This window comes from Pseudonocardia zijingensis, from assembly GCF_042657305.1.
GTDB classification, from domain to species: domain Bacteria; phylum Actinomycetota; class Actinomycetes; order Mycobacteriales; family Pseudonocardiaceae; genus Pseudonocardia; species Pseudonocardia zijingensis.
On sequence record NZ_JBHSKO010000001.1, the window covers coordinates 311,106 to 337,053 of the forward strand.

Consider the following 25,948-nt stretch of genomic DNA (forward strand, 5'->3'; position numbering starts at 1 on the left):
ATCTTGCTCGACGTCAACTTCTTCGACGAGCTTCGCATCGGCCTGGCCACCGCCGAGGACATCCGCCAGTGGTCGCACGGCGAGGTGAAGAAGCCGGAGACCATCAACTACCGCACCCTCAAGCCGGAGAAGGACGGGCTCTTCTGCGAGAAGATCTTCGGTCCCACCCGCGACTGGGAGTGCTACTGCGGCAAGTACAAGCGCGTCCGGTTCAAGGGCATCATCTGTGAGCGCTGTGGCGTGGAGGTCACCCGCGCCAAGGTGCGGCGCGAGCGGATGGGCCACATCGAGCTGGCCGCCCCGGTCACGCACATCTGGTACTTCAAGGGCGTCCCGAGCCGGCTGGGCTACCTGCTCGACCTGGCTCCCAAGGACCTCGAGAAGATCATTTACTTCGCGGCGTACGTGATCACCTCGGTGAACACGGAGCTGCGCCACAACGACCTGTCCACGCTCGAGAACGAGATGAGCGTGGAGCGCAAGCGGGTCGAGCAGCGCCGTGACGCCGACCTGGAGGCCCGGGCCCAGAAGCTCGAGGCCGACCTGGCCGAGCTGGAGGCGGAGGGCGCCAAGAGCGACGTCCGCCGCAAGGTCAAGGAGGGTGGCGAGCGTGAGATGCGCCAGCTCCGCGACCGCGCCCAGCGCGAGCTGGACCGGCTCGACGAGATCTGGACCACGTTCACCAAGCTCGACACCCAGCAGCTGATCGCCGACGAGGGGCTCTACCGCGAGCTCTACGACCGCTACGGCGACTACTTCACCGGGGCGATGGGCGCCGAGGCGATCCAGACCCTGCTGCAGAACTTCGACATCGAGGCCGAGGCCGAGAACCTGCGGGAGACCATCCGCAGCGGCAAGGGGCAGAAGAAGCTCCGCGCGCTGAAGCGGCTCAAGGTCGTCGCGGCGTTCCAGTCCACGGGCAACAGCCCGATGGGCATGGTGCTCGACTGCGTGCCGGTCATCCCGCCGGACCTGCGCCCCATGGTGCAGCTCGACGGTGGCCGGTTCGCCACCTCCGACCTCAACGACCTGTACCGCCGGGTCATCAACCGCAACAACCGCCTCAAGAGGCTGATCGACCTCGGCGCGCCCGAGATCATCGTCAACAACGAGAAGCGGATGCTGCAGGAGGCCGTCGACGCGCTGTTCGACAACGGCCGCCGCGGCCGGCCGGTCACGGGTCCGGGCAACCGCCCGTTGAAGTCGCTGTCCGACCTGCTCAAGGGCAAGCAGGGCCGGTTCCGCCAGAACCTGCTCGGCAAGCGCGTCGACTACTCGGGCCGTTCGGTCATCGTGGTCGGCCCGCAGCTCAAGCTGCACCAGTGCGGCCTGCCCAAGGGCATGGCTCTGGAGCTGTTCAAGCCGTTCGTCATGAAGCGGCTGGTCGACCTCAACCACGCGCAGAACATCAAGTCCGCGAAGCGCATGGTCGAGCGTGGCCGCTCGCAGGTGTGGGACGTGCTCGAGGAGGTCATCTCCGAGCACCCGGTGCTGCTCAACCGCGCACCCACCCTGCACCGCCTCGGCATCCAGGCCTTCGAGCCGCAGCTGGTGGAGGGCAAGGCCATCCAGCTGCACCCGCTGGTCTGCGAGGCGTTCAACGCCGACTTCGACGGCGACCAGATGGCGGTGCACCTGCCGCTGTCGGCCGAGGCGCAGTCCGAGGCCCGGGTGCTGATGCTCTCGAGCAACAACATCCTGTCGCCCGCGTCGGGCCGTCCGCTGGCCATGCCCCGTCTGGACATGGTCACCGGGCTGTTCCACCTGTCCCGGCAGCGCGACGACGGTGAGGGCGCGGGCCACGTGTTCTCCTCGCCCGCCGAGGCGATCATGGCCTACGACCGCAAGGCGCTGCACCTGCAGGCACCGATCAAGATCCGGCTCACCGATGTGGTGCCGCCCGCCGACGTCGCCGCCTCCCTGGAGGCCGAGGGCTGGCAGCCCGGCGACCCGTGGCTCGCGGAGACCACCCTCGGGCGGGTCATGTTCAACGAGCTGCTGCCGGCGGACTACCCGTTCGTCAACGAGCCGCTGCCCAAGAAGCGCCAGGCCACGATCATCAACGACCTGGCCGAGCGGTACTCGATGACGGAGGTCGCGCAGGTCCTCGACCGCCTCAAGGAGGCCGGTTTCTACTGGGCCACGCGCTCCGGCGTCACCCTCGCCATCTCCGACGTCGTCGTGCCTCCGAACAAGCAGGAGATCCTCGACGGCTACGAGGCCAAGGCCGACCAGATCAACAAGCGCTACCAGCGCGGTGCCCTGTCGCACCAGGAGCGCAACGACGAGATGGTCAAGATCTGGACCCAGGCCACCGAAGAGGTGGCCAAGGCCATGGAGGAGAACTTCCCGGAGAACAACCCGATCCCGACGATCGTGCAGTCGGGCGCGGCGGGCAACATGACCCAGGTCCGGCAGCTCGCCGGTATGCGTGGTCTGGTGGCCAACCCGAAGGGCGAGTACATCCCCCGGCCGATCAAGTCCAACTTCCGCGAGGGCCTGTCGGTGGGTGAGTACTTCATCTCCACCCACGGCACCCGGAAGGGTCTGGCCGACACCGCGCTGCGCACCGCCGACTCGGGTTACCTCACCCGTCGTCTGGTGGACGTGTCGCAGGACGTCATCGTCCGCGAGGTCGACTGCGGCACCGAGCGCAGCATCACGATGCCGGTCACCGAGGAGCTGTCGGACGGGCGGCTCATCCCGCACCGCTACCTGCGCACCTCGGTGTACGCCCGTTCGTCCGCCGAGGACGTCACGGGGCCCGACGGCCAGATCATCGTCCGGCGTGGCGACGACCTGGGCGACCCGGCGCTCGACGCGCTGGTCGCGGCGGGCGTGCGGCAGATCAAGGTGCGCAGCGCGCTCACCTGCGCGTCGGCCACCGGGATCTGCGGCATGTGCTACGGCCGCTCGATGGCCACCGGCAAGCTGGTGGACGTCGGCGAGGCCGTCGGCATCGTGGCCGCGCAGTCCATCGGTGAGCCCGGCACGCAGCTGACGATGCGTACGTTCCACCAGGGCGGCGTCGCCGGTGACGACATCACCACCGGTCTGCCCCGCGTCACGGAGCTGTTCGAGGCCCGCGTGCCGAAGGGCAAGGCGCCGATCGCCGACGTCGACGGCCGGATCTCCATCGAGGACGGCGATCGCTTCTGGAAGATCACCCTCACCCCGGACGACGGCGGCGAGGAGATCGTCTACGAGAAGCTGTCGAAGCGGCAGTGGCTGGCGATGACCGTCGTCGACGGCGTCGAGCGGCCGCTGGCCGACGGCGACCACGTGCACGTGGGCCAGCTGCTCCTCGAGGGCACGGCCGACCCGCACGAGGTGCTGCGCGTCATGGGCCCGCGCGAGGTGCAGCTGCACCTGGTGCGTGAGGTGCAGAAGGTGTACCGCACGCAGAGCGTGGACATCCACGACAAGCACATCGAGGTCATCGTCCGGCAGATGCTCCGCAGGGTCACGATCATCGACTCGGGCTCGACGGAGTTCCTGCCGGGTGCGCTGGCCGAGCGCGCCGAGTTCGAGGCCGCCAACCGCCAGGCGGTGGCCGAGGGCGGCGAGCCCGCGTCGGGCCGCCCGGTGCTGATGGGGATCACCAAGGCCTCGCTGGCCACGGAGTCGTGGCTGTCCGCGGCTTCGTTCCAGGAGACCACGAAGATCCTCACCGATGCCGCGATCAACGGAAAGCGCGACAAGCTCGTCGGGCTCAAGGAGAACGTGATCATCGGCAAGCTGATCCCCGCCGGTACCGGCATCAACCGGTACCGCAACATCCAGGTCCAGCCCACGGAGGAGGCCCGCGCGGCCGCCTACGCGCTGCCGAGCTACGACGACGGCTACTACAGCCCCGACGTGTTCGGCACCGGCACCGGCGCTGCGGTGCCGCTGGACGACTACGACTTCGGGCGCGACTACCGGTAAGGCAGCCGCACCCCCGTGGCCAGGACGACGGTCCTGGCCACGGGGCCCCGACGTCGATGAACGGGGCCGGGCACCTCTCTCCCGTGGAGGTGACCGGCCCCGTTCGCATGTCCTGGTACGAACGGCACCCTCGTCCGATAGAGCGGTACGAACGTGCCGTTCGTACGAGGGTCACCCCGTCGGAACCGCAACGACGTCCGGACGGGGGCGGCGCGTCGCGCTGGCGTAGGTGCGCCGCAGCTCGTCCACGGCATCCCTCCGGTGCCGCAGGCCCGAGGGCAGCGTGTGCAGCACGACGATCCCCTCGGCCGTCATCGCCGACCGCCGCGCGAGCGTGCGCTCGTGGTCGGCGGGTGAGAGGTGGAATTCCCGGGAGTCGATCTCCCACGCCAGCCCGACATCGTCGAACCAGGCGTCCGGCATCGCGATGAAACGGCCGGTGCGGTCGTAGAGCCTCGCGTTCCACCACGGCGCGGGAAGTCCACTGCTCAGCGCGACCTCGCGGGCGTTCGCCTCGGCTGCCGACCGCACGCCGTCGCCGATCTCGGCGAGCACCTCCCGCGCCAGCCGGGCGCCCCGGCCGCTGCCCAGCTCGAGTTCGGCGTTCAGCTCCGCCGGGGAGCAACGTTCCCGCTGCACGACCTCGGCGAGCACCGCCCGCACCTCGTCGCGCACCACGAGCCGCCGGGCGGCGTCCAGCGCGGCGCGGGCGACCGGCGCGAGCGGCCACCGCCCCGGGACTGCCAGTGGCAGGTGGTGGGTGCGTTCGACGAGCGCGAGGCCGGCACCGCCGCGGCGTCGCCCGCCGGGGACCAGGACGTGGACCGGCCCGGCCGGTGCGGGCATGCGCTCCATCCCGTGTAGCTCCAGCGCGTCGAGCCCGGTGAGGACGGCGCGCGCGCCCGCGTGAAGCAGCGCCGCCCGGCGCCGGTCGGACCGCGTGACGGGTCCGTTCTCCAGCTTGACGACGCCGGGCGCGAGCCGCCGCCACGGGCCGCCCGGCCGGCACCGGTGCGCGATCGTGCTGCGGGTGAGCCCGAGGGCCACGAGGTGGTCGACCCGCACGACCGTGGCGCCGGCCAGTGCGGCGCCGAGCTCGTGTGGACGAGGGGAGGATCGCCGAGGCATGCCCCCGAGGGTGCGACGGAAGGGGGAGGCGAGGGGGTTGCCGGCGCGATCTGTGGATGGCGGAGCAGCGATGTGGACAACCCCCAGCGGTACGAGCGGCACCTTCGTCCGATAGAGCGGTACGGATGTGCCGTTCGTCCAGCGTGGGGAGGAATCAGCGGGCCCGCTCGTGCGTTGTGGATGTCGTGTCCTGCGTGGGGCAGGACGGGCGATGGGAGAGCCGTGGACGCACCACACCACGGGTGACCTGCCGGACGACCGCGTGGTGGGCCGCCGCGATCACCTGCGACGAGCGGGGGCTGGGAAGCGGCGAACGGGCGCGTCCCCTTGCGATGAGCGCGCCGGTGCGGCACTCTGCCGGTACCGACAGGCGCTGACCAGGACCCGTTTTGACCCCTCTTCGACGGGGCGGGTAACCTGTTGTCTTGCGCTCGGCCACGGTCGGGCCGATCTGCGTGCCCGGTGGTCGCCGGCCTCGGGGCGCGCGGGCCCTGGCCCCCGTGAGGTCCCAGATCTCAACGTTCGGTGCCCGGGTGGCAGTACGCCCGACCTCGGGGACACGCCCGACCTCGGGGGCCGGGCAGCCCGCAGCACCACAGCACGACGAAGCTCCAGAACCACCGACGGGAAGAAGCAGACGGTTCATGCCCACGATCCAGCAGCTGGTCCGCAAGGGCCGTCAGGACAAGGTCGGCAAGACCAAGACCGCAGCGCTCAAGGAGAGCCCGCAGCGGCGAGGGGTGTGCACGCGCGTGTACACCACCACGCCCAAGAAGCCGAACTCCGCGCTGCGCAAGGTCGCGCGCGTGCGGCTCTCCAGCGACATGGAGGTCACGGCCTACATCCCGGGTGAGGGGCACAACCTTCAGGAGCACTCGATCGTGCTCGTCCGTGGTGGCCGCGTGAAGGACCTGCCGGGCGTCCGCTACAAGATCATCCGCGGTTCGCTGGACACCCAGGGTGTCCGCAACCGCAAGCAGTCCCGCAGCAAGTACGGCGCGAAGAAGGAGAAGAGCTGATGCCGCGCAAGGGTGCGGCGCCGAAGCGCCCACTGGTCTCGGACCCGGTCTACGGTTCGCCGCTGGTCACCCAGCTGGTGAACAAGGTCCTCAAGGACGGCAAGCGGTCGCTCGCCGAGCGCATCGTGTACGCCGCGCTCGAGGGCACCCGGGACAAGACCGGTACCGACCCGGTCGTCACGCTCAAGCGCGCCATGGACAACGTGAAGCCGGCTCTCGAGGTCAAGAGCCGCCGCGTCGGTGGTGCCACGTACCAGGTGCCGGTCGAGGTTCGCGCCTCCCGGCAGACCACCCTCGCGCTGCGCTGGCTGGTGTCGTACGCCGGTCAGCGCCGCGAGAAGACGATGGTCGACCGCCTGATGAACGAGCTGCTCGACGCGAGCAACGGACTGGGCGCCAGCGTGAAGCGGCGCGAGGACATGCACAAGATGGCGGAGTCCAACAAGGCCTTCGCCCACTACCGCTGGTGACGGGCCGATCGTCCGCGCCAATCCGAGGGAGAATCTGAAGTGGCACGGGACGTGCTGACGGACCTGGGCAAGGTCCGCAACATCGGCATCATGGCGCACATCGACGCCGGCAAGACCACCACCACCGAGCGGATCCTGTTCTACACCGGGATCAACTACAAGATCGGTGAGGTGCACGACGGCGCCGCCACCATGGACTGGATGGAGGAGGAGCAGAAGCGCGGCATCACGATCACGTCGGCCGCCACCACCTGCTTCTGGAAAGACCACCAGATCAACCTGATCGACACCCCGGGGCACGTCGACTTCACCGTCGAGGTGGAGCGCAACCTGCGGGTGCTCGACGGTGCCGTCGCCGTCTTCGACGGCAAGGAGGGCGTCGAGCCGCAGTCCGAGCAGGTCTGGCGGCAGGCCACCAAGTACGACGTCCCGCGCATCTGCTTCGTCAACAAGATGGACAAGCTGGGCGCGGACTTCTACTTCACCGTCGGCACGATCCAGGACCGCCTGGGTGCCAAGCCGCTCCCGATCCAGCTGCCCATCGGTGCCGAGAACGACTTCATCGGGGTCATCGACCTGGTCCAGATGCGCGCCCTCACGTGGCGCGGCGAGGTCCAGAAGGGCGAGGACTACGCGGTCGAGGAGATCCCGGCCGACCTGCAGGAGCGCGCCGAGGAGTACCGCACGGCGCTCGTGGAGGCCGTGGCCGAGACCGACGACGAGCTCATGGAGCTCTACCTCGGTGGCGAGGAGCTCTCGGTCGAGCAGATCAAGCACGGCATCCGGAAGATCGTGAACGACCGGATCGCCTACCCGGTGCTGTGCGGCTCGGCGTTCAAGAACAAGGGCGTGCAGCCCCTGCTCGACGCCGTTATCGACTACCTGCCGTCGCCGCTGGACCTCCCGCCGGTCGACGGCACGCTGCAGGACGGCGAGACGCCGGCCCAGCGCAAGCCGGAGAAGGACGAGCCCTTCTCGGCGCTCGCCTTCAAGATCGCTGCGCACCCGTTCTTCGGCAAGCTCACCTACATCCGGGTCTACTCGGGCCGGGTGGCTGCGGGCTCCCAGGTCATCAACGCGACCAAGGACCGCAAGGAGCGCATCGGGAAGATCTTCCAGATGCACGCCAACAAGGAGAACCCGGTCGATGAGGCCATGGTCGGCCACATCTACGCGGTGATCGGTCTCAAGGACACCACCACGGGCGACACGCTCAGCGACCCGCAGTCGCCGATCGTGCTCGAGTCGATGACGTTCCCGGAGCCGGTCATCCAGGTCGCGGTGGAGCCGAAGACCAAGGCCGACCAGGAGAAGCTCTCCACGGCGATCCAGAAGTTGGCCGAGGAGGACCCGACGTTCCAGGTCTCCCTCGACGACGAGACCGGGCAGACGATCCTCGCCGGCATGGGTGAGCTGCACCTCGAGGTGCTGGTCAACCGCATGAAGAGCGACTTCAAGGTCGAGGCCAACATCGGCAAGCCGCAGGTGGCCTACCGCGAGACGATCCGTCGCAAGGTCGACAAGTACGAGTACACGCACAAGAAGCAGACCGGTGGGTCGGGCCAGTTCGCGCGCGTCATCATCGCGCTCGAGCCGCTCGACACGTCGTCGAGCGACGGTGCGCTGTACGAGTTCGAGAACAAGGTCACCGGTGGCCGCATCCCGCGGGAGTACATCCCGTCGGTCGACGCCGGTGCCCAGGACGCCATGCAGTACGGCGTGCTCGCGGGCTACCCGCTGGTCGGCATCAAGCTGACGCTGCTGGACGGCCAGTACCACGAGGTCGACTCGTCCGAGATGGCGTTCAAGGTGGCCGGTTCGATGGCCCTCAAGGAGGCCGCGAAGAAGGCCGACCCGGCGCTGCTCGAGCCGATGATGGCCGTCGAGGTCACCACGCCCGAGGACTACATGGGCGATGTGATCGGCGACCTCAACTCCCGCCGCGGCCAGATCCAGGCCATGGAGGAGCGGGCGGGCACCCGCGTCGTCAAGGCGCTGGTCCCGCTCTCGGAGATGTTCGGCTACGTCGGCGACCTGCGGTCGCGGACCCAGGGCCGGGCGAACTACACGATGGTCTTCGACTCCTACGCGGAGGTCCCGACCAACGTGGCCAAGGAGATCATCGCTAAGGCCACGGGCGAGTAAGAGGCGCGTGCCGCGGGCGAGTAGCGTCCGCGGCCCGTACCACCCGAAACGACCTGCCGTCAGCACGGCGGAGAAGTCACCAGTCCAGGAGGATCCCCCAGTGGCGAAGGCGAAGTTCGAGCGGACCAAGCCGCACGTCAACATCGGCACGATCGGTCACATCGACCACGGCAAGACCACGCTGACGGCGGCCATCACCAAGGTCCTGCACGACAAGTACCCGAACCTCAACGAGGCTTCGGCGTTCGACATGATCGACAAGGCGCCCGAGGAGCGCCAGCGCGGTATCACGATCTCCATCGCGCACGTCGAGTACCAGACCGAGAAGCGGCACTACGCGCACGTCGACTGCCCCGGTCACGCCGACTACATCAAGAACATGATCACCGGTGCCGCCCAGATGGACGGCGCGATCCTGGTGGTCGCCGCGACCGACGGCCCGATGCCGCAGACGCGCGAGCACGTGCTGCTCGCCCGCCAGGTGGGTGTGCCCTACATCGTCGTGGCCCTGAACAAGGCCGACATGGTCGACGACGAGGAGATCCTCGAGCTCGTCGAGCTGGAGGTCCGTGAGCTCCTGTCCTCGCAGGAGTACCCGGGCGACGACCTGCCGATCGTCCGCGTCTCGGCGCTCAAGGCGCTCGAGGGCGACAAGGAGTGGGGCGACAAGCTGCTCGAGCTCATGGACGCCGTCGACGAGGCGATCCCGGAGCCGGAGCGCGACACCGAGAAGCCGTTCCTCATGCCCGTCGAGGACGTGTTCACCATCACCGGCCGCGGCACCGTGGTCACCGGCCGCGTCGAGCGCGGCATCGTGAAGGTGAACGAGGAGGTCGAGATCGTCGGCATCCGCGAGAAGTCGACCAAGACCACCGTCACCGGTGTCGAGATGTTCCGCAAGATCCTCGACGAGGGTCGTGCGGGCGAGAACGTCGGCCTGCTGCTCCGCGGTGTCAAGCGCGAGGACGTCGAGCGCGGCCAGGTCGTCGTGAAGCCGGGCTCGATCACCCCGCACACCGAGTTCGAGGGCCAGGTCTACATCCTGTCCAAGGACGAGGGCGGCCGGCACACGCCGTTCTTCAACAACTACCGCCCGCAGTTCTACTTCCGCACCACGGACGTGACGGGCGTCGTGACGCTGCCGCAGGGCACCGAGATGGTCATGCCCGGCGACAACACCTCCATGAGCGTTCAGCTGATCCAGCCGATCGCCATGGAGGAGGGCCTGCAGTTCGCCATCCGCGAGGGTGGCCGGACCGTCGGCGCCGGCCAGGTCACGAAGATCAACAAGTAGCACCCCCCGGTCGAGGGTGCCGCACTCGCGTGTGGCATCCTTGACGGGTTGCGCGTAGGGCTGCGGCGCGCCCGGACTCCTGAAGTCCGAGTGCGCCGCAGCCACGCCCAGCCCCTGAGCTAAAGCCATCCCCCCAGGGGAAGCCGATCGCCCGGGGACCGGTATGAGGTCAGGCAGCGACACGCCCGACCTCGTGGACCGGAGCAGCCACGAGTGAGACCGCCCAGGAACGATGAGGCTGCGCTCCTCGGGGCACGCACCCCGGATGCGTACGACAAGCGGCAGGAAGAGAAGGACGACCGACGACCATGGCGGGACAAAAGATCCGCATCAGGCTGAAGGCCTATGACCACGAGGCCATCGACGCCTCCGCGCGCAAGATCGTCGAGACGGTCACCCGCACGGGCGCTCGGGTCGTCGGGCCGGTGCCGCTGCCGACGGAGAAGAACGTGTACTGCGTCATCCGCTCGCCGCACAAGTACAAGGACTCGCGCGAGCACTTCGAGATGCGCACGCACAAGCGGCTGATCGACATCCTCGACCCGACGCCGAAGACGGTCGACGCGCTCATGCGCATCGACCTCCCGGCCAGCGTCGACGTCAACATCCAGTAGGGCTTGGACCGATGACCGAACGAAAGATCACCGGGATCCTGGGCACGAAGCTCGGGATGACCCAGGTCTTCGACGAGAACAACCGGGTGGTCCCGGTCACCGTGGTCCAGGCGGGCCCGAACGTGGTGACGCAGGTCCGCACGCCGGAGACCGACGGCTACACGGCGGTGCAGCTCGCCTACGGCGCGATCGACCCGCGCAAGGTGAACAAGCCGCGCACCGGCCACTTCGCCAAGGCGGGCACCACGCCGCGCAGGCACCTGGTCGAGCTGCGCACGGCCGACGCGGGCGAGTACACGGTGGGGCAGGAGATCACCGCCGAGGTGTTCGACGCCGGCGCCACCGTGGACGTCGTGGGCACCAGCAAGGGCAAGGGCACCGCGGGTGTGATGAAGCGCCACGGCTTCGGCGGCCTCGGGGCCAGCCACGGCACGCAGCGCAAGCACCGCTCGCCGGGCTCGATCGGCGGGTGCGCCACGCCGGGCCGCGTCTTCAAGGGCCTGCGGATGGCGGGGCGCATGGGCAACGTGCGCACCACCACCCAGAACCTCACGGTCCACCGGGTCGACTCCGACAACGGGCTGCTGCTCCTCAAGGGCGCCGTTCCCGGCCCGCGCGGTGGCCTCGTCCTGGTCAAGACCGCTGCGAAGGGTGGTGTGAAGTGAGCTCCGTCGACGTCCTGTCCCCCGAGGGCAAGAAGGGCGGCTCCGTCGAGCTGCCCGACCACGTCTTCGACGTCACGGCCAACGTGCCGCTGATGCACCAGGTCGTGGTGGCCCAGCAGGCGGCTGCCCGGCAGGGCACGCACGACACGAAGACCCGCGGCGAGGTGCGCGGCGGCGGCAAGAAGCCGTACCGCCAGAAGGGCACCGGCCGGGCCCGGCAGGGTTCGACCCGCGCTCCGCAGTTCGCGGGTGGTGGCGTCGTCCACGGCCCCACGCCGCGGGACTACACCCAGAAGACCCCGAAGAAGATGAAGGCGGCCGCGCTGCGCGGTGCGCTCTCGGACCGCGCCCGGGCGGGCCTGGTCCACGTCGTTTCCGGCGTGGTCACGGGCGACACCCCGTCCACCAAGGCCGCCCGCAAGGCGATCGAGGCCGTGGCGGGCGAGTCGCAGCGGGTGCTCGTGGTGCTCGGCCGCGACGACGAGACCAACTGGCTGTCGCTGCGCAACCTGCCCACGGTGCACCTGATCGCGCCCGACCAGCTCAACACGTACGACGTGCTGGTCAACGACGCGGTGGTGTTCACCCGCGAGGCGCTCGACGCCTTCCTCGCCGGCCCGATCGCCACGCCCACCCGCCGCTCGGTCAAGGCCGGTGCGCGGGAGAGCGAGGCCGCGGCGGTCGAGCAGGACGCCGAGGCCGGCCCGTACGGGCCGGAGAGCCACGCGCCGCTGGCCGACGGCTCCCAGCCGGAGGGCTTCCCGGTCAAGGGCAACGCCGACTCGATGCTCTACCACGTGCCGGGCAGCTCGTTCTACGCCCGCACCGAGGCCGAGGTCTGGTTCGCCTCCGCCGAGGCGGCCGAGGCGGCCGGGTTCTCCGCCCCGCCGTCGCAGCGCAAGGAGGCTGACAAGTGATCCCCGATCCGCGGGACATCCTGCTCGCGCCGGTGGTGTCGGAGAAGAGCTACGGGCTGCTCGAGGAGCGCCAGTACACCTTCGTCGTCGCCCCTGACGCGAACAAGACCGAGATCAAGATCGCCGTCGAGAAGGTGTTCGGGGTCAAGGTGCTCAGCGTCAACACGCTGAACCGCCCGGGCAAGCGCAAGCGCACCCGCACCGGCTACGGCAAGCGCAAGGACACCAAGCGCGCCATCGTCACGCTCTCCGAGGAGAGCCGGGCGATCGACGTGTTCGGCGGCCGGGCGAGCTGAGGGGCTGACGACACACATGGGCATCCGTAAGTACAAGCCGACGACCCCTGGTCGCCGAGGGTCGAGCGTCTCGGACTTCGCCGAGATCACGCGTTCGACGCCCGAGAAGTCGCTGATCCGCCCCTTGCACAGCAAGGGCGGCCGCAACGTGCACGGGCGGGTCACCACCCGGCACCAGGGCGGCGGCCACAAGCGCGCCTACCGCCTGATCGACTTCCGGCGCAACGACAAGGACGGCGTGCCGGCCAAGGTCGCTCACATCGAGTACGACCCGAACCGCACCAGCCGCATCGCGCTGCTGCACTACGCCGACGGCGAGAAGCGCTACATCCTCGCGCCGGCGAAGCTCAAGCAGGGCGACACCGTCGAGGCCGGCCCCCGGGCCGACATCAAGGTGGGCAACAACCTGCCGCTGCGCAACATCCCCACCGGCACGGTGGTGCACGCGATCGAGCTCCGCCCCGGTGGCGGCGCCAAGATCGCCCGCTCGGCGGGCTCGAGCGTGCAGCTCGTGGCGAAGGACGGCCCCTACGCGCAGCTGCGCATGCCGTCCGGGGAGATCCGCAACGTCGACGTGCGCTGCCGCGCCACCGTCGGCGAGGTGGGCAACGCCGAGCACTCCAACATCAACTGGGGCAAGGCGGGCCGCATGCGGTGGAAGGGCAAGCGCCCCACCGTCCGCGGCGTCGCGATGAACCCGGTCGACCACCCCCACGGTGGTGGTGAGGGCAAGACCTCGGGTGGTCGCCACCCGGTCAACCCCGCGGGCAAGCCGGAAGGCCGCACCCGCCGCACCAAGCCGTCCGACAAGATGATCGTCCGCCGGCGCCGTACCGGCAAGAAGCGCTGAGCAGGGAGGTAAGAGATGCCGCGCAGCCTGAAGAAGGGCCCGTTCGTGGATGACCACCTGCTCAAGAAGGTGGACGCCCTCAACGAGTCGGGCAAGAAGACCGTGATCCGGACCTGGTCCCGCCGGTCCACCATCATCCCGGACATGATCGGCCACACGATCGCGGTGCACGACGGCCGCAAGCACGTGCCGGTCTTCATCTCCGACTCGATGGTCGGGCACAAGCTCGGGGAGTTCGCGCCCACGCGCACCTTCCGGGGACACATCAAGGACGACCGCAAGGCGCGCAGGCGCTGAGCGGGCACTGGTAGCAGAGGAGCAGACGTGGCTGAGACCACCGAGACCGCTGCCGCCGCGCCCGCACGGGCGCGCGCGGTTGCGCGGTACGTGCACATGTCGCCCACCAAGGTGCGGCGAGTCGTTGCGCTGATCAAGGACCGCCCGGTCCAGGAGGCACTCGACATCCTGCGGTTCTCGCCGCAGGCGGCGGCGCAGCCGCTGTTCAAGGTCGTGGCGAGCGCCGCGGCCAACGCCGAGAACAACCTCGACCTGGACCCCGACACCCTCGTGGTGGCGGCGGCCTACGCCGACGAGGGCCCGACGCTCAAGCGCATCCGGCCGCGGGCCCAGGGCCGCGCCTACCGGATCCGCAAGCGCACGAGCCACATCACCGTCGAGGTCGAGTCGCAGCCGGCGCGAGCCGGTCGCGGCGCCCGCGGTGCGAAGGGGAGGACCCGCTGATGGGTCAGAAGATCAACCCGCACGGGTTCCGGCTCGGCATCACCACCGACTGGAAGTCGCGTTGGTACGCCGACAAGCAGTACGCCGAGTACGTCAAGGAGGACGTCGAGATCCGCCGCATGCTCTCCAAGGGCATGGAGCGGGCCGGCATCTCCAAGGTCGAGATCGAGCGCACCCGTGACCGTGTGCGCGTCGACATCCACACCGCGCGTCCGGGCATCGTCATCGGCCGCCGCGGCGCCGAGGCCGACCGCATCCGCGGCCAGCTCGAGAAGCTCACCGGCAAGCAGGTGCAGCTGAACATCCTCGAGGTGAAGAACTCGGAGTCCGACGCCCAGCTCGTGGCGCAGGCCGTGGCCGAGCAGCTGTCCAACCGCGTGGCGTTCCGCCGCGCGATGCGCAAGGGCATCCAGTCGGCCATGCGCAGCCCCGCCGTGAAGGGCATCCGGATCCAGTGCTCCGGTCGCCTCGGCGGCGCGGAGATGTCGCGTTCGGAGTTCTACCGCGAGGGTCGCGTGCCGCTGCACACGCTGCGCGCCGACATCGACTACGGCCTGTTCGAGGCCCGCACCACGTTCGGCCGCATCGGCGTCAAGGTGTGGATCTACAAGGGTGACGTGGTCGGTGGGCGTCGCGAGGGTGCTGCCGCCGCGGCGGCCGCGCCGGAGCGCCCGCGCCGCGAGCGCCCGCAGCGTCGTCGCTCGGGTGCGTCCGGCACCACCGGCTCGGGTGGCACCGAGGCCGGGCGGGCCGCCGCCGAGCAGTCCGCGGGTGGCGGCGGCACCGCCACCGCCACCGCCGAGAACGAGCAGGGTGGGAGCTGAGCCATGCTGATCCCACGCAAGGTCAAGCACCGCAAGCAGCACCGTCCGCACCGCACCGGCATGGCCACCGGCGGCACGCGGGTGACCTTCGGCGACTACGGCATCCAGGCGCTCGAGCCTGCCTACATCACCAACCGGCAGATCGAGTCCGCCCGTATCGCCATCAACCGGCACATCCGCCGTGGCGGCAAGGTCTGGATCAACGTGTTCCCGGACCGCCCGCTCACCAAGAAGCCGGCCGAGACCCGCATGGGTTCCGGCAAGGGCTCGCCGGAGAAGTGGGTCGCCAACATCAAGCCCGGCCGGGTCGTGTTCGAGATGAGCTACCCGAACGAGCAGACCGCTCGTGAGGCGCTGCGTCGCGCGATCCACAAGCTGCCGATGAAGTGCCGGATCGTGACCCGCGAAGGTGGTGACATCTGATGGCCGCAGGCTCGACCGCCGCTGCCGAGCTGCGTGAGCTTTCCGACGAGGAGCTCGTGCTGCGGGTGCGGGAGGCCAAGGAGGAGCTGTTCAACCTCCGGTTCCAGATGGCCACCGGGCAGCTGGACAACAACCGGCGGCTGCGTACCGTCCGGCACGACATCGCGCGGATCTACACGATCATGCGCGAGCGCGAGCTGGGCCTGTCGGCCGCCCCCGATGAGAACGACGAGGGCGCCGCATGAGTGAGCAGCAGACTCAGCAGAAGCAGCGCGGGGAGCGGAAGGTCCGCGAGGGCCTGGTCGTGTCCGACAAGATGGACAAGACCATCGTGGTCGAGCTCGAGGACCGCGTGAAGCACCCGCTGTACGCGAAGGTCATCCGCCGGACCAGCAAGGTCAAGGCGCACGACGAGGCCAACACGGCCGCGGTCGGCGACCGGGTCCGGCTGATGGAGACGCGCCCGCTGTCCGCCACCAAGCGCTGGCGGCTGGTGGAGATCCTGGAGAAGGCGAAGTGATCCAGCAGGAGTCGCGGCTGCGCGTCGCCGACAACACCGGTGCGAAGGAGATCCTCTGCATCCGGGTGCTGGGCGGCTCCGGGCGGCGCTACGCAGGTATCGGCGACACGATCGTCGCCACGGTGAAGGACGCCATCCCCGGCGCAGGCGTGAAGCGCGGTGACGTGGTCAAGGCCGTCATCGTGCGCACCGTCAAGGAGCGCAGGCGGCCGGACGGCTCCTACATCCGGTTCGACGAGAACGCCGCCGTGCTCATCAAGCAGGACGGCGAGCCGCGGGGGACCCGCATCTTCGGCCCGGTCGGGCGCGAGCTGCGTGACAAGCGGTTCATGAAGATCATCTCCCTCGCCCCGGAGGTGCTCTGACATGAAGATCAAGAAGGGCGACACCGTGCTGGTGATCGCCGGCAAGGACAAGGGCGCGAAGGGCAAGGTCATCCAGGCCTACCCGGACACGCAGCGCGTGCTGGTCGAGGGCGTGAACCGGATCAAGAAGCACACCCGGATCACCCAGAACCAGCGCGGCGCGCAGTCCGGCGGGATCGTCACCACCGAGGCGGCCATCCACGTCTCCAACGTGATGCTGGTCGACGGTGACGGCAAGCCCACCCGGGTCGGCAAGAAGACGACCGACGACGGTAAGCGCGTCCGGATCTCCCGGCGTTCCGGGAAGGAGATCTGATGACGACGGCCGAGCGGGTGGCGCCGCGCCTCAAGCAGCGCTACCAGGACGAGATCAAGAGCGAGCTGCGCGAGCAGTTCTCCTACGCGAACGTCATGCAGATCCCGGGCGTCGTGAAGGTCGTCGTCAACATGGGTGTCGGCGACGCCGCCCGCGACGCGAAGCTGATCGACGGTGCGGTCCGCGACCTGGCCACCATCACCGGCCAGAAGCCGCAGATCCGCCGGGCCACCAAGTCCATCGCGCAGTTCAAGCTGCGCGAGGGCATGCCGATCGGCGCGAAGGTCACCCTCCGCGGCGACCGGATGTGGGAGTTCCTCGACCGCCTGCTCACGATCGCGCTGCCGCGTATCCGCGACTTCCGTGGCCTGTCCGGCACGCAGTTCGACGGGCGCGGCAACTACACGTTCGGGCTCACGGAGCAGTCGATGTTCCACGAGATCGACCCCGACACGATCGACCGGCCGCGCGGCATGGACATCACGGTCGTCACCACGGCCACGACCGACGAGGAAGGCCGGGCGCTCCTGCGCAAGCTCGGTTTCCCGTTCAAGGAGGCGTGAGATGGCTGCGACGCTAGCTCGGCTTCCCGTACTGCCTGTCAGGGAGGCGTGAGATGGCCAAGAAGGCTCTCATCATCAAGGCCGCGCGCAAGCCGAAGTTCAAGGTGCGGGGCTACACCCGCTGCCAGAAGTGCGGCCGGCCGCGCGCCGTCCTGCGCAAGTTCGGCCTCTGCCGCGTCTGCGTCCGGGACATGGCACACGCGGGCGAGCTGCCCGGCGTGAACAAGTCCTCCTGGTAACCCCTTTCGCCGTAGGCCCTCACCGGGAACCGCGGCGGGAAAGTGACGACGTCACATGACGATGACCGATCCCATCGCAGACATGCTCACACGTCTGCGCAACGCCAACTCGGCCTACCACGACCGCGTGGTCATGCCGCACTCGAAGCTCAAGGTCGCGATCGCGGAGATCCTCCAGAAGGAGGGCTACATCGCCTCCCACCACGTGGAGGACGCCGAGGTCGGCAAGAGCCTGGTCATCGAGCTGAAGTACGGGCGCAACCGGGAGCGCAGCATCGCCGGTCTGCGCCGGGTGTCGAAGCCCGGCCTGCGGGTCTACGCGAAGCACACGAACCTGCCCCGGGTCCTCGGCGGCCTCGGTGTCGCGATCATCTCGACCTCGAGCGGCCTGCAGACCGACCAGCAGGCGAAGAAGAACGGCGTGGGCGGGGAAGTCCTCGCCTACGTCTGGTAGGGGGTAGGAGACATGTCCCGCATCGGGAAGCTGCCCGTCACCGTGCCTGCCGGGGTGGACGTCACCATCGACGGCCGCACGGTCACCGTGAAGGGCCCCAAGGGCACCCTGTCGCACACCGTGATCGAGCCGATCACCGTCGAGCGCGGTGACGGCGGCGAGATCGTCGTGAAGCGCCCGGACGACGAGCGCAAGAGCAAGGCCTACCACGGCCTCACCCGCTCGCTGGTCAACAACCTGGTCGTCGGCGTCACCTCCGGCTACGAGAAGAAGCTGGAGATCGTCGGCGTCGGTTACCGCGTGGCGCTGAAGGGCTCGAACCTCGAGTTCGCGCTCGGTTTCAGCCACCCCGTCGTGGTCGAGCCGCCGGAGGGCATCACCTTCGCGGTGGAGTCGCCCACCCGGTTCTCGGTCAGCGGCATCGACAAGCAGCTGGTGGGCGAGACCGCCGCCAACATCCGCAAGATCCGCAAGCCCGAGCCGTACAAGGGCAAGGGTGTGCGGTACGCGGGCGAGAACGTCCGCCGCAAGGTCGGAAAGACGGGTAAGTGATCATGGCTGAGACGATCTCCGCTAACGCCCGGAAGCGCACCGCATCGCAGGTGTCTGCGAAGCGGCGCACCGCGATCACCCGCCGGCACGCCCGCCTGCGCAAGAAGGTCATCGGCAGCGCCGAGCGCCCGCGCCTCGCCGTCAAGCGCAGCTCGCGGCACATCGTCGTGCAGCTGATCGACGACGTCGCCGGCCACACGATCGCCTCGGCGTCCTCGCTCGAGGCCGACGTCCGCGCGCTCGACGGCGACAAGAAGGCCCGTGCGGCGAAGGTCGGCGAGCTGGTGGCCGCCCGCGCCCGCGAGGCCGGCATCACGGCGGTGGTCTTCGACCGGGGTGGCTACGACTACCACGGTCGCATCGCCGCGCTGGCCGACGCCGCCCGTGAAGGCGGGCTGGAGTTCTGATGGTTAACAAGATGGAAGGGAACGTCTGATGCCGGGACGCACACGGCGTGACGGCGGGGGCCCTGGGGGCGGCGACAACCGCGACCGCCGGGACCGCCGGGACGGAGGCCGTGGCGGGGCGGCCCAGGACAAGACCCCGTACATCGAGCGCCTCGTCACGATCAACCGCGTGGCGAAGGTGGTCAAGGGTGGTCGGCGCTTCAGCTTCACCGCCCTCATGATCGTGGGTGACGGCGACGGCATGGTCGGCGTCGGCTACGGCAAGGCCAAGGAGGTGCCGGCCGCGATCGCCAAGGGCGTGGAGGAGGCGAAGAAGAACTTCTTCCGCGTCCCGCGCATCGGCGGCACGATCGTGCACCGCGTGCAGGGCGAGGCCGCAGCAGGCGTCGTCATGCTCCGCCCGGCCAGCCCCGGTACCGGTGTCATCGCCGGTGGCCCGGTGCGTGCCGTGCTGGAGTGCGCCGGCATCCACGACGTCCTGTCGAAGTCCCTCGGCAGCGACAACGCGATCAACATCGTGCACGCCACGGTCGACGCGCTGAAGCAGATCCAGCGTCCCGAGGAGGTCGCGGCCCGCCGCGGCCTGCCGCTCGAGGACGTCGCCCCCGCCGAGATGCTGCGGGCCCGTGCGGCCGCTGCGCAGGGTGCGAGGTCGTGATGGCGGAGAAGACCACGGCGAAGCTCGCGATCACCCAGGTGCGCAGCAGCATCGGGTGCAAGCAGAACCAGCGTGACACGCTCAAGTCGCTGGGCCTGCGCAAGATCCGCCAGACGGTCGAGCGGGACGACAACCCGCAGATCCGCGGCATGATCCAGACCGTCCGTCACCTCGTGACGGTCGAGGAGGTCGGCTCCTGATGACCACCATCAAGATCCACCACCTCCGCCCCGCCCCGGGAGCCAAGACCGAGAAGACCCGGGTCGGGCGCGGTGAGGGCAGCAAGGGCAAGACGGCGGGCCGCGGTACCAAGGGCACCAAGGCACGCAAGACCGTCTCGCCCGCCTTCGAGGGTGGCCAGATGCCGCTGCACATGCGGCTGCCGAAGCTCAAGGGCTTCAAGAACCGGTTCCGTGTCGAGTACCAGGTGGTGAACGTGGGCGACCTCGCCCAGCTGTTCCCCGAGGGCGGCACCGTCGGCCCCGACGAGCTGGTCGCCGCCGGCGCGGTCCGGCGCAACCAGCTGGTGAAGGTTCTCGGCAACGGTGAGCTCGACGGCGTCGCGCTCACCGTGAGCGCCCACGCCTTCTCCGGCAGCGCCCGTGACAAGATCACGGCCGCCGGCGGGACCGCCACCGAGCTCCGGTAAGGGGCTCGTGCCCGTTCGGTGCGGACCGGCGCCCGGTGTCCAGTCGTGGGCACCCAGCGCCGGTCCGTGCCGTACGGGTGGAGCGGCCGCTGTTAGAGTCGTTCCTGCCCGAGCCCCGTGGGGAGTGTGTGGGAGCTCGGCCAGCGTCGCATTCCCTCGCGACGGACGGGTCCGCCGTGGAGCGGGCCACCAGTACAGGAGGATCACCGAGTGCTCAGCGCTTTTCGGTCGGCACTGACCACGCCTGACCTGCGGAAGAAGATCCTCTTCACGCTGGGGATCATCGCGGTGTACCGCCTCGGGTGTTCGATCCCGTCCCCCGGGGTGTCGTACCCGAACATCCAGGAGTGCCTCGAGCAGGTCGAGCAGAGCGACAGCGCGAGCATCTACTCGCTGATCAACCTGTTCTCCGGCGGCGCGCTGCTGCAGCTGTCGATCTTCGCGCTCGGCATCATGCCGTACATCACGGCGAGCATCATCGTGCAGCTGCTCACCGTGGTCATCCCGCGCTTCGAGCAGCTCAAGAAGGAAGGGCAGTCGGGTCAGAGCAAGCTGACCCAGTACACCCGCTACCTCACGATCGCGCTCGCCATCCTGCAGGCCACCGGGATCGTGGCGCTGGCCGACCGCGGCCAGCTGTTCACGAACTGCTCCCTCCCGGTGATCCCCGAGTCCAACGTCTTCACGCTCTCGGTCATCGTGGTCGTGATGACCGCCGGCACCGCCGTGATCATGTGGCTGGGAGAGCAGGTCACCGAGCGCGGCATCGGCAACGGCATGTCGTTGCTGATCTTCACCTCGATCGCGGCCCGCATCCCCGGCGAGGGCGCGAACATCCTGCAGAACGGCCCCCTGGTCTTCGCGGGCGTCTGCTTCTTCGGCCTGGCCATCATCGCGAGCGTCGTGTTCGTCGAGCAGGGCCAGCGCCGCATCCCCGTGCAGTACGCCAAGCGGATGGTGGGGCGCCGGATGTACGGCGGCACCTCCACCTACCTGCCGCTGAAGGTCAACCAGGCCGGTGTCATCCCGGTCATCTTCGGCTCGTCGCTGCTGTACCTGCCCGACCTGATCTCGCGGTTGGCAGGCACCACCGGCGGTGGGTTCCAGCAGTTCGTGCAGACCTATCTGGTCGACCAGTCCAGCTGGGTGCACATCTCGCTCTACATCGCACTGATCATCTTCTTCACCTACTTCTACGTCGGCATCACGTTCAACCCCGAGGAACGGGCCGACGAGATGAAGAAGTTCGGCGGGTTCATCCCCGGGATCCGCCCGGGCAGGCCCACTGCGGAGTACCTGCAGTACGTCCTGTCCCGCATCACCCTGCCCGGCTCGCTGTACCTCGGCATCATCGCCGTCCTGCCGAACTTCTTCCTCGGCATCACCGGCTCGGGTCAGAACCAGAACTTCCCCTTCGGGGGCACGGCTGTGCTGATCATGGTCGGAGTGGGCCTCGACACCGTCAAGCAGATCGAGAGCCAGCTCATGCAACGCAGGTACGACGGTTTCCTGCGTTAACGTCCATCGGTCGGTCGGGTTCGGTTCGTCGTCGAGTTCAGGAGGTCGGTGTCGCGTGCGTCTTCTTCTGGTCGGTCCACCAGGCGCGGGCAAGGGCACCCAGGCGGTGCGTCTCGCGGAGCGTCTGGACGTGCCGCACATCTCCAGCGGAGACCTGTTCCGCGCCAACCTGCAGCCCGGAGCGGAGACGCCGATCGGGCTCGAGGCCAAGCGCTACATCGACGCAGGTGAGCTGGTGCCCGACAGCGTCACGATCGCGATGATGCGCGAGCGCCTCGCCGAGGACGACGCCGCGAAGGGCTTCATCCTCGACGGCTTCCCGCGCAACCTCAGCCAGGCGTCCTCGCTCGAGCAGCTGCTCGCCGAGCGCGGGGAGGCCATCGACGCGGTCATCGAGTTCCAGGTGCCGGAGGACGAACTCGTGCGGCGGCTGCTGGGCCGCGGGCGCACCGACGACACCGAGGACGTCATCCGGCGTCGTCAGCAGGTCTACCGCGAGGAGACCGCGCCGCTGCTGGAGCACTACCGCGACCGGCTCATCACCATCGACGCCGTCGGTGACGTCGAGGAGATCACCGACCGGGTGTCCGACGCGCTGCGAAGCCGATGAACGGCGGGCGCGGGGGCGTCCGGGGGTTCATCGCACGCTGGCGGGGGCGGGACATCGAGCTCAAGACCCGCGGTGAGCTCGATGCGATGCGCGTCGCAGGCGCTCTCGTGGCCCGCACGCTCACCGTGATCACCGAGGCGGCCAAGGCGGGCGTGAGCACCGCCGAGCTCGACGCGCTCGCCGAGCAGACCATCCGCGACGGCGGCGGTGTGCCGTCGTTCCTGGGCTACCACGGCTACCCGGCGTCGATCTGCGCGTCGGTGAACGAGCAGATCGTGCACGGCATCCCGGCGGCCGACCAGGTGCTCGCCGACGGTGACCTCATCTCCGTCGACTGCGGCGCGATCGTCGACGGTTGGCACGGCGACGCCGCGGTCACCATCCCGATCGGCGCGGTCTCCGCGGCAGACCTCGCGCTCTCCGTCGCCTGCGAGGAGGCGCTGCACGCCGGGATCGCCGCCGTGCAGCCCGGTGGCCGGCTCACCGACATCTCCCACGCAGTGCAGAAGGCCACCGAGGCCGCGGGCGAGCGCGACGGGGTCGAGTACGGCATCGTCGCCGAGTACGGCGGCCACGGCATCGGCACCTCGATGCACATGGACCCGTTCCTGCCCAACCACGGCGAGCCGGGGCAGGGCCCCCGCCTGGTGCCCGGGATGGCGCTGGCGGTGGAGCCGATGCTCACGGCGGGCGACCCGGAGACCCGCGAGCTCGACGACGGCTGGACGGTGGTCACCGCCGACGGCAGCCGGGCCGTGCACTGGGAGCACTCCGTGGCGATCACCGACGACGGCCCGAGGATCCTCACCCTCCCCTGAACCGCACCCTGGAGCCCTGCCCTGGTCCGGATGTCCGGAATGGGGCAGGGCTCCTTCACGTTGCAGCGGGCAGTGCGCGTCACACTCTTCGCCTGATCGGGCCTGCGCTGGGCTAGGCTCCGGTCTTGTGAATACAGAATCCACAGTACCGCGGCGGACCACCGTCGGGGTGCCGCGCGAGTCTGCCGACGGTGAGCGCCGGGTCGCTCTCGTGCCCAAGGTCGTCGAGAAACTCCGGACGCGGGGTGTGGAGGTCGTGGTCGAGGCCGGGGCCGGGCTCGGCGCATTGATCCCCGACGAGCTGTTCACGCAGGCGGGCGCCACGATCGGCGATCCATGGGCGTGCGACGTCGTGGCCAAGGTGAACCCGCCCACCGCGGAGGAGATCGGCAAGCTGGCCGAGGGCCGCACGCTGATCGGGTTCCTCGCGCCCCTGACCTCGCCCGAGACGATCGACGCGCTGGCGGAGGCGGGTGTCCAGGCGTTCGCCATGGAGTCGATCCCCCGCATCTCGCGCGCGCAGTCGATGGACGCGCTGTCGTCGCAGGCGAACGTGGCCGGCTACAAGGCCGTGCTGCTCGCCGCGGAGCACAGCACGCGGTTCTTCCCCATGCTGACCACGGCGGCGGGCACCGTGAAGCCGGCCACCGCGCTCGTGCTGGGCGTGGGCGTGGCCGGGCTCCAGGCACTGGCCACCGCGAAGCGGCTCGGCGCGCGCACCACCGGGTACGACGTGCGGCCCGAGGTCGCCGACCAGGTGCGTTCGCTGGGTGCGCAGTGGCTCGACCTCGGGATCGAGGCAGCGGGGGAGGGCGGCTACGCCCGTGAGCTCACGGCCGAGGAGCGCTCCGAGCAGCAGAAGCGCCTCGAGGAGGCGATCACCGGCTTCGACGTCGTGATCACCACCGCCAACGTGCCCGGGCGCACGGCGCCCACGCTGGTCACCGCGGCCGCCGTCAAGGGCATGCGGCCGGGCAGCGTGGTGGTCGACCTGGCGGGCGAGAGCGGCGGCAACTGCGAGCTCACCGAGGCGGGCAAGGTCGTGGTGAAGCACGACGTCACCATCGCCGCGCCGCTGAACCTGCCGGCCACGATGCCGGAGCACGCGTCGGAGCTGTACGCGCGCAACGTCTCCGCCCTGCTCGAACTCATGCTGGACGACTCCGGCGCCGTCGCGCCGAACTGGGACGACGAGGTGCTCGCCAAGGCCTGCGTCACCCGAGGGAGGGACTGATGGAAACCGGGCTCCTCGCGAACCTCGCGATCCTGGTGCTGGCCGGCTTCGTCGGCTTCGCGGTGATCTCGAAGGTGCCGAACACGCTGCACACGCCGCTGATGTCCGGCACCAACGCGATCCACGGCATCGTGCTCCTCGGCGGCCTGATCGTGCTCGGCCACCTGGAGAACCCGTCGGTGGTCGACGCGATCATCCTCGTCGTCGCCATCGCCTTCGGCATGATCAACGTCATCGGCGGCTTCCTCGTGACGGACCGGATGCTCGGCATGTTCAAGGCCAAGCCCCAGGCCCCGGCCGCGGAGAAGATCGCGTCCAACGGGAAGGGCGACTCCTGATGGACGCTCTGGTCGCGATCCTCTACATCATCGCCTTCTCGCTCTTCATCTACGGCCTGATGGGCCTCACCGGCCCGAAGACGGCGGTGCGCGGCAACTGGATCGCGGCCGTCGGCATGGGGATCGCCGTGGTGGCCACCCTGCTGCAGGTGGAGCACAACTGGCTCCTGATCGTCGTCGGCCTCGTGATCGGCACGGCGCTGGGCGTGCCGTCCGCGCGGCAGGTCAAGATGACGGCGATGCCGCAGATGGTGGCGCTGTTCAACGGCGTCGGCGGCGGGGCCGTGGCCCTCATCGCCTGGTCGGAGTTCCGCAGCACCGACGGGTTCTCGGGCGAGCCGGTCCACGTCATCGTGGCGTCGCTGTTCGCGGCGATCATCGGGTCGATCTCGTTCTGGGGCTCGCTGATCGCGTTCGGCAAGCTGCAGGAGATCCTGCCGGGCCGTCCGATCGGGCTGGGGAAGGCGCAGCAGCCGGTCAACGGCCTGCTGCTGGTGGCCGCCGTGGTCTGCGCGGTGGTGGCCGGGCTCGGCGGAGCGCCGCAGATCTGGATCGTCGCCCTGCTCGTGCTGGCGGCGGTGCTCGGCGTGCTGGTGGTGCTGCCGATCGGCGGTGCCGACATGCCGGTCGTGATCTCGCTGCTCAACGCGCTCACCGGGCTCTCCGCCGCCGCGGCGGGCCTCGCGCTCGACAACACGGCCATGATCGTCGCGGGCATGATCGTGGGCGCGTCCGGTTCGATCCTGACCAACCTGATGGCCAAGGCCATGAACCGGTCGATCCCCGCCATCGTCGCGGGCGGGTTCGGCGGCACCACCTCGCTCCCCGGTGCCGACGACGGCGTGGAGCGCACCGTGAAGTCCACGTCCGCGGCCGACGCCGCGATCCAGATGGCGTACGCGTCGCAGGTGATCGTGGTGCCCGGGTACGGCATGGCGGTGGCGCAGGCCCAGCACGCCGTGAAGGACATGGCCAAGCTGCTCGAGGCCAAGGGTGTGGAGGTCAAGTACGCGATCCACCCGGTGGCCGGCCGGATGCCCGGGCACATGAACGTGTTGCTGGCCGAGGCCGACGTCTCCTACGACGCCCTCAAGGAGATGGACGAGATCAACGACGAGTTCTCCCGCACCGACGTCACGCTGGTGATCGGGGCGAACGACGTCACCAACCCAGCCGCGCGCACCGACCCGAGCTCGCCCATCCACGGCATGCCGATCCTCAACGTCGACGAGTCGCGGTCGGTGATCGTGCTCAAGCGCTCGATGAGCAGCGGCTTCGCCGGCATCGACAACCCGCTGTTCTACGCCGAGAACACCTCGATGCTCTTCGGCGACGCGAAGAAGAGCGTCACGGAGGTCACCGAGGAGCTCAAGGCCTTGTGACCGGATGCCGTG

Annotated in this window: 33 protein-coding genes; 32 read left to right on the forward strand and 1 reads right to left on the reverse strand. The window is 69.3% G+C overall.

Translation table 11 applies throughout. The features are described 5' to 3' along the window. Window positions 1–3 precede the first annotated feature (3 nt). On the forward strand, window positions 4–3,927 hold the full coding sequence (locus ACFPL3_RS01745; RefSeq protein ID WP_343941375.1) for a DNA-directed RNA polymerase subunit beta': 3,924 nt from the start codon (window positions 4–6) through the stop codon (window positions 3,925–3,927). A 171-nt stretch (window positions 3,928–4,098) separates the two neighbouring features. Here the strand turns inward: ACFPL3_RS01745 and ACFPL3_RS01750 are convergent, their stop codons facing one another. Further along, a complete protein-coding gene (locus tag ACFPL3_RS01750) occupies window positions 4,099–5,055 on the reverse strand; it encodes a hypothetical protein (protein ID WP_343941374.1) in 957 nt (318 codons plus the stop codon). Between the two features lie 644 nt (window positions 5,056–5,699). Here ACFPL3_RS01750 and rpsL point away from each other — a divergent pair. The 31 genes from rpsL (at window position 5,700) to ACFPL3_RS01905 (ending at window position 25,936) form a co-directional block, all read left to right on the forward strand. Continuing rightward, complete coding sequence (gene rpsL / locus ACFPL3_RS01755) at window positions 5,700–6,074, forward strand: 30S ribosomal protein S12 (protein ID WP_343941373.1); 375 nt, start codon at window positions 5,700–5,702, stop codon at window positions 6,072–6,074. Continuing rightward, a complete protein-coding gene (gene rpsG, locus ACFPL3_RS01760) occupies window positions 6,074–6,544 on the forward strand; it encodes a 30S ribosomal protein S7 (protein WP_343941372.1) in 471 nt (156 codons plus the stop codon). The genes rpsL and rpsG overlap by 1 nt, the downstream gene beginning before the upstream one ends. A 39-nt stretch (window positions 6,545–6,583) precedes the next feature. Continuing rightward, window positions 6,584–8,689: an elongation factor G gene (gene fusA, locus ACFPL3_RS01765; RefSeq protein WP_343941371.1), complete on the forward strand. Its 2,106-nt coding sequence runs from the start codon at window positions 6,584–6,586 to the stop codon at window positions 8,687–8,689. A gap of 100 nt (window positions 8,690–8,789) precedes the next feature. After that, window positions 8,790–9,983 carry an elongation factor Tu gene (gene tuf / locus ACFPL3_RS01770; protein WP_343941370.1) on the forward strand — a complete coding sequence of 398 codons (1,194 nt, stop codon included), beginning with the start codon at window positions 8,790–8,792 and terminating at the stop codon, window positions 9,981–9,983. Window positions 9,984–10,291: 308 nt separating this feature from the next. Beyond that, the gene (gene rpsJ, locus ACFPL3_RS01775) at window positions 10,292–10,597 is read left to right on the forward strand and encodes a 30S ribosomal protein S10 (RefSeq protein WP_003938093.1); all 306 of its coding nucleotides are present in this window, start codon (window positions 10,292–10,294) and stop codon (window positions 10,595–10,597) included. A gap of 11 nt (window positions 10,598–10,608) precedes the next feature. Further along, entirely contained in the window at window positions 10,609–11,262 is a 654-nt protein-coding gene (gene rplC, locus ACFPL3_RS01780; protein WP_343941369.1) for a 50S ribosomal protein L3, read from the forward strand. Next, window positions 11,259–12,179: a 50S ribosomal protein L4, sunset domain variant gene (gene rplD / locus ACFPL3_RS01785; RefSeq protein ID WP_465269427.1), complete on the forward strand. Its 921-nt coding sequence runs from the start codon at window positions 11,259–11,261 to the stop codon at window positions 12,177–12,179. The genes rplC and rplD overlap by 4 nt, the downstream gene beginning before the upstream one ends. Then, window positions 12,176–12,475, forward strand: a complete 300-nt coding sequence (gene rplW, locus ACFPL3_RS01790) for a 50S ribosomal protein L23 (RefSeq protein ID WP_343941368.1) — start codon at window positions 12,176–12,178, stop codon at window positions 12,473–12,475. The genes rplD and rplW overlap by 4 nt, the downstream gene beginning before the upstream one ends. Before the next feature lie 16 nt (window positions 12,476–12,491). Then, window positions 12,492–13,325 (forward strand): 50S ribosomal protein L2, encoded by an 834-nt coding sequence (gene rplB / locus ACFPL3_RS01795; RefSeq protein ID WP_343941367.1) that lies wholly within the window; start codon window positions 12,492–12,494, stop codon window positions 13,323–13,325. 15 nt (window positions 13,326–13,340) lie between these two features. After that, entirely contained in the window at window positions 13,341–13,622 is a 282-nt protein-coding gene (rpsS, locus tag ACFPL3_RS01800) for a 30S ribosomal protein S19 (protein WP_343941366.1), read from the forward strand. 27 nt (window positions 13,623–13,649) lie between these two features. Next, window positions 13,650–14,066 carry a 50S ribosomal protein L22 gene (rplV, locus tag ACFPL3_RS01805; protein ID WP_343941365.1) on the forward strand — a complete coding sequence of 139 codons (417 nt, stop codon included), beginning with the start codon at window positions 13,650–13,652 and terminating at the stop codon, window positions 14,064–14,066. After that, window positions 14,066–14,890, forward strand: a complete 825-nt coding sequence (gene rpsC, locus ACFPL3_RS01810; protein ID WP_343941364.1) for a 30S ribosomal protein S3 — start codon at window positions 14,066–14,068, stop codon at window positions 14,888–14,890. The genes rplV and rpsC overlap by 1 nt, the downstream gene beginning before the upstream one ends. A gap of 3 nt (window positions 14,891–14,893) precedes the next feature. Continuing rightward, a complete protein-coding gene (gene rplP / locus ACFPL3_RS01815) occupies window positions 14,894–15,313 on the forward strand; it encodes a 50S ribosomal protein L16 (protein ID WP_075952029.1) in 420 nt (139 codons plus the stop codon). After that, window positions 15,313–15,558 (forward strand): 50S ribosomal protein L29, encoded by a 246-nt coding sequence (gene rpmC / locus ACFPL3_RS01820; RefSeq protein ID WP_220257450.1) that lies wholly within the window; start codon window positions 15,313–15,315, stop codon window positions 15,556–15,558. The genes rplP and rpmC overlap by 1 nt, the downstream gene beginning before the upstream one ends. Further along, window positions 15,555–15,833 (forward strand): 30S ribosomal protein S17, encoded by a 279-nt coding sequence (rpsQ, locus tag ACFPL3_RS01825; RefSeq protein WP_343941363.1) that lies wholly within the window; start codon window positions 15,555–15,557, stop codon window positions 15,831–15,833. The genes rpmC and rpsQ overlap by 4 nt, the downstream gene beginning before the upstream one ends. After that, window positions 15,830–16,198: a 50S ribosomal protein L14 gene (gene rplN / locus ACFPL3_RS01830; RefSeq protein ID WP_142106622.1), complete on the forward strand. Its 369-nt coding sequence runs from the start codon at window positions 15,830–15,832 to the stop codon at window positions 16,196–16,198. Before rpsQ ends, rplN begins: the two co-directional genes overlap by 4 nt. Before the next feature lies 1 nt (window position 16,199). Then, window positions 16,200–16,514 carry a 50S ribosomal protein L24 gene (gene rplX, locus ACFPL3_RS01835; protein ID WP_343941362.1) on the forward strand — a complete coding sequence of 105 codons (315 nt, stop codon included), beginning with the start codon at window positions 16,200–16,202 and terminating at the stop codon, window positions 16,512–16,514. Beyond that, entirely contained in the window at window positions 16,514–17,077 is a 564-nt protein-coding gene (rplE, locus tag ACFPL3_RS01840) for a 50S ribosomal protein L5 (RefSeq protein WP_343941361.1), read from the forward strand. Before rplX ends, rplE begins: the two co-directional genes overlap by 1 nt. Window positions 17,078–17,130: 53 nt before the next feature. Next, entirely contained in the window at window positions 17,131–17,316 is a 186-nt protein-coding gene (locus ACFPL3_RS01845; protein ID WP_147257363.1) for a type Z 30S ribosomal protein S14, read from the forward strand. A gap of 55 nt (window positions 17,317–17,371) precedes the next feature. Next, the gene (gene rpsH, locus ACFPL3_RS01850; RefSeq protein ID WP_343941360.1) at window positions 17,372–17,770 is read left to right on the forward strand and encodes a 30S ribosomal protein S8; all 399 of its coding nucleotides are present in this window, start codon (window positions 17,372–17,374) and stop codon (window positions 17,768–17,770) included. Window positions 17,771–17,782: 12 nt separating this feature from the next. Further along, a complete protein-coding gene (gene rplF / locus ACFPL3_RS01855) occupies window positions 17,783–18,322 on the forward strand; it encodes a 50S ribosomal protein L6 (RefSeq protein ID WP_343941359.1) in 540 nt (179 codons plus the stop codon). Window positions 18,323–18,324: 2 nt separating this feature from the next. Further along, entirely contained in the window at window positions 18,325–18,729 is a 405-nt protein-coding gene (gene rplR / locus ACFPL3_RS01860; RefSeq protein WP_343941358.1) for a 50S ribosomal protein L18, read from the forward strand. A gap of 28 nt (window positions 18,730–18,757) precedes the next feature. Further along, window positions 18,758–19,387, forward strand: a complete 630-nt coding sequence (rpsE, locus tag ACFPL3_RS01865) for a 30S ribosomal protein S5 (RefSeq protein WP_147257367.1) — start codon at window positions 18,758–18,760, stop codon at window positions 19,385–19,387. Then, complete coding sequence (gene rpmD / locus ACFPL3_RS01870; RefSeq protein ID WP_343941357.1) at window positions 19,387–19,587, forward strand: 50S ribosomal protein L30; 201 nt, start codon at window positions 19,387–19,389, stop codon at window positions 19,585–19,587. Before rpsE ends, rpmD begins: the two co-directional genes overlap by 1 nt. After that, the gene (rplO, locus tag ACFPL3_RS01875) at window positions 19,587–20,036 is read left to right on the forward strand and encodes a 50S ribosomal protein L15 (RefSeq protein ID WP_343941356.1); all 450 of its coding nucleotides are present in this window, start codon (window positions 19,587–19,589) and stop codon (window positions 20,034–20,036) included. Before rpmD ends, rplO begins: the two co-directional genes overlap by 1 nt. Window positions 20,037–20,246: 210 nt before the next feature. Further along, window positions 20,247–21,554: a preprotein translocase subunit SecY gene (gene secY / locus ACFPL3_RS01880; protein WP_343941355.1), complete on the forward strand. Its 1,308-nt coding sequence runs from the start codon at window positions 20,247–20,249 to the stop codon at window positions 21,552–21,554. 55 nt (window positions 21,555–21,609) lie between these two features. Beyond that, complete coding sequence (locus tag ACFPL3_RS01885; RefSeq protein WP_343941354.1) at window positions 21,610–22,164, forward strand: adenylate kinase; 555 nt, start codon at window positions 21,610–21,612, stop codon at window positions 22,162–22,164. Next, window positions 22,161–22,982 (forward strand): type I methionyl aminopeptidase, encoded by an 822-nt coding sequence (map, locus tag ACFPL3_RS01890; protein WP_343941353.1) that lies wholly within the window; start codon window positions 22,161–22,163, stop codon window positions 22,980–22,982. The genes ACFPL3_RS01885 and map overlap by 4 nt, the downstream gene beginning before the upstream one ends. 169 nt (window positions 22,983–23,151) lie before the next feature. Continuing rightward, window positions 23,152–24,216 (forward strand): Re/Si-specific NAD(P)(+) transhydrogenase subunit alpha, encoded by a 1,065-nt coding sequence (locus tag ACFPL3_RS01895; protein WP_343941352.1) that lies wholly within the window; start codon window positions 23,152–23,154, stop codon window positions 24,214–24,216. After that, entirely contained in the window at window positions 24,216–24,554 is a 339-nt protein-coding gene (locus ACFPL3_RS01900; RefSeq protein ID WP_343941351.1) for an NAD(P) transhydrogenase subunit alpha part 2, read from the forward strand. The genes ACFPL3_RS01895 and ACFPL3_RS01900 overlap by 1 nt, the downstream gene beginning before the upstream one ends. After that, window positions 24,554–25,936 carry an NAD(P)(+) transhydrogenase (Re/Si-specific) subunit beta gene (locus tag ACFPL3_RS01905; protein ID WP_343941350.1) on the forward strand — a complete coding sequence of 461 codons (1,383 nt, stop codon included), beginning with the start codon at window positions 24,554–24,556 and terminating at the stop codon, window positions 25,934–25,936. The genes ACFPL3_RS01900 and ACFPL3_RS01905 overlap by 1 nt, the downstream gene beginning before the upstream one ends. Window positions 25,937–25,948: the final 12 nt, after the last annotated feature.

What these genes read in the sequence shown, in the direction of transcription:
- ACFPL3_RS01750 (WP_343941374.1), bottom strand. Translation starts at nt 5,055, where the DNA reads ATGCCTCGGCGATCCTCCCCTCGTCCACACGAGCTCGGCGCCGCACTG.
- rpsL (WP_343941373.1), top strand. Translation starts at nt 5,700, where the DNA reads ATGCCCACGATCCAGCAGCTGGTCCGCAAGGGCCGTCAGGACAAGGTC.
- rpsG (WP_343941372.1), top strand. Translation starts at nt 6,074, where the DNA reads ATGCCGCGCAAGGGTGCGGCGCCGAAGCGCCCACTGGTCTCGGACCCG.
- rpsJ (WP_003938093.1), top strand. Translation starts at nt 10,292, where the DNA reads ATGGCGGGACAAAAGATCCGCATCAGGCTGAAGGCCTATGACCACGAG.
- rplC (WP_343941369.1), top strand. Translation starts at nt 10,609, where the DNA reads ATGACCGAACGAAAGATCACCGGGATCCTGGGCACGAAGCTCGGGATG.
- rplB (WP_343941367.1), top strand. Translation starts at nt 12,492, where the DNA reads ATGGGCATCCGTAAGTACAAGCCGACGACCCCTGGTCGCCGAGGGTCG.
- rpsS (WP_343941366.1), top strand. Translation starts at nt 13,341, where the DNA reads ATGCCGCGCAGCCTGAAGAAGGGCCCGTTCGTGGATGACCACCTGCTC.
- rpsC (WP_343941364.1), top strand. Translation starts at nt 14,066, where the DNA reads ATGGGTCAGAAGATCAACCCGCACGGGTTCCGGCTCGGCATCACCACC.
- rplP (WP_075952029.1), top strand. Translation starts at nt 14,894, where the DNA reads ATGCTGATCCCACGCAAGGTCAAGCACCGCAAGCAGCACCGTCCGCAC.
- rpmC (WP_220257450.1), top strand. Translation starts at nt 15,313, where the DNA reads ATGGCCGCAGGCTCGACCGCCGCTGCCGAGCTGCGTGAGCTTTCCGAC.
- rpsQ (WP_343941363.1), top strand. Translation starts at nt 15,555, where the DNA reads ATGAGTGAGCAGCAGACTCAGCAGAAGCAGCGCGGGGAGCGGAAGGTC.
- rplX (WP_343941362.1), top strand. Translation starts at nt 16,200, where the DNA reads ATGAAGATCAAGAAGGGCGACACCGTGCTGGTGATCGCCGGCAAGGAC.
- rplE (WP_343941361.1), top strand. Translation starts at nt 16,514, where the DNA reads ATGACGACGGCCGAGCGGGTGGCGCCGCGCCTCAAGCAGCGCTACCAG.
- ACFPL3_RS01845 (WP_147257363.1), top strand. Translation starts at nt 17,131, where the DNA reads ATGGCCAAGAAGGCTCTCATCATCAAGGCCGCGCGCAAGCCGAAGTTC.
- rpsH (WP_343941360.1), top strand. Translation starts at nt 17,372, where the DNA reads ATGACGATGACCGATCCCATCGCAGACATGCTCACACGTCTGCGCAAC.
- rplF (WP_343941359.1), top strand. Translation starts at nt 17,783, where the DNA reads ATGTCCCGCATCGGGAAGCTGCCCGTCACCGTGCCTGCCGGGGTGGAC.
- rplR (WP_343941358.1), top strand. Translation starts at nt 18,325, where the DNA reads ATGGCTGAGACGATCTCCGCTAACGCCCGGAAGCGCACCGCATCGCAG.
- rpsE (WP_147257367.1), top strand. Translation starts at nt 18,758, where the DNA reads ATGCCGGGACGCACACGGCGTGACGGCGGGGGCCCTGGGGGCGGCGAC.
- rpmD (WP_343941357.1), top strand. Translation starts at nt 19,387, where the DNA reads ATGGCGGAGAAGACCACGGCGAAGCTCGCGATCACCCAGGTGCGCAGC.
- rplO (WP_343941356.1), top strand. Translation starts at nt 19,587, where the DNA reads ATGACCACCATCAAGATCCACCACCTCCGCCCCGCCCCGGGAGCCAAG.
- map (WP_343941353.1), top strand. Translation starts at nt 22,161, where the DNA reads ATGAACGGCGGGCGCGGGGGCGTCCGGGGGTTCATCGCACGCTGGCGG.
- ACFPL3_RS01900 (WP_343941351.1), top strand. Translation starts at nt 24,216, where the DNA reads ATGGAAACCGGGCTCCTCGCGAACCTCGCGATCCTGGTGCTGGCCGGC.
- ACFPL3_RS01905 (WP_343941350.1), top strand. Translation starts at nt 24,554, where the DNA reads ATGGACGCTCTGGTCGCGATCCTCTACATCATCGCCTTCTCGCTCTTC.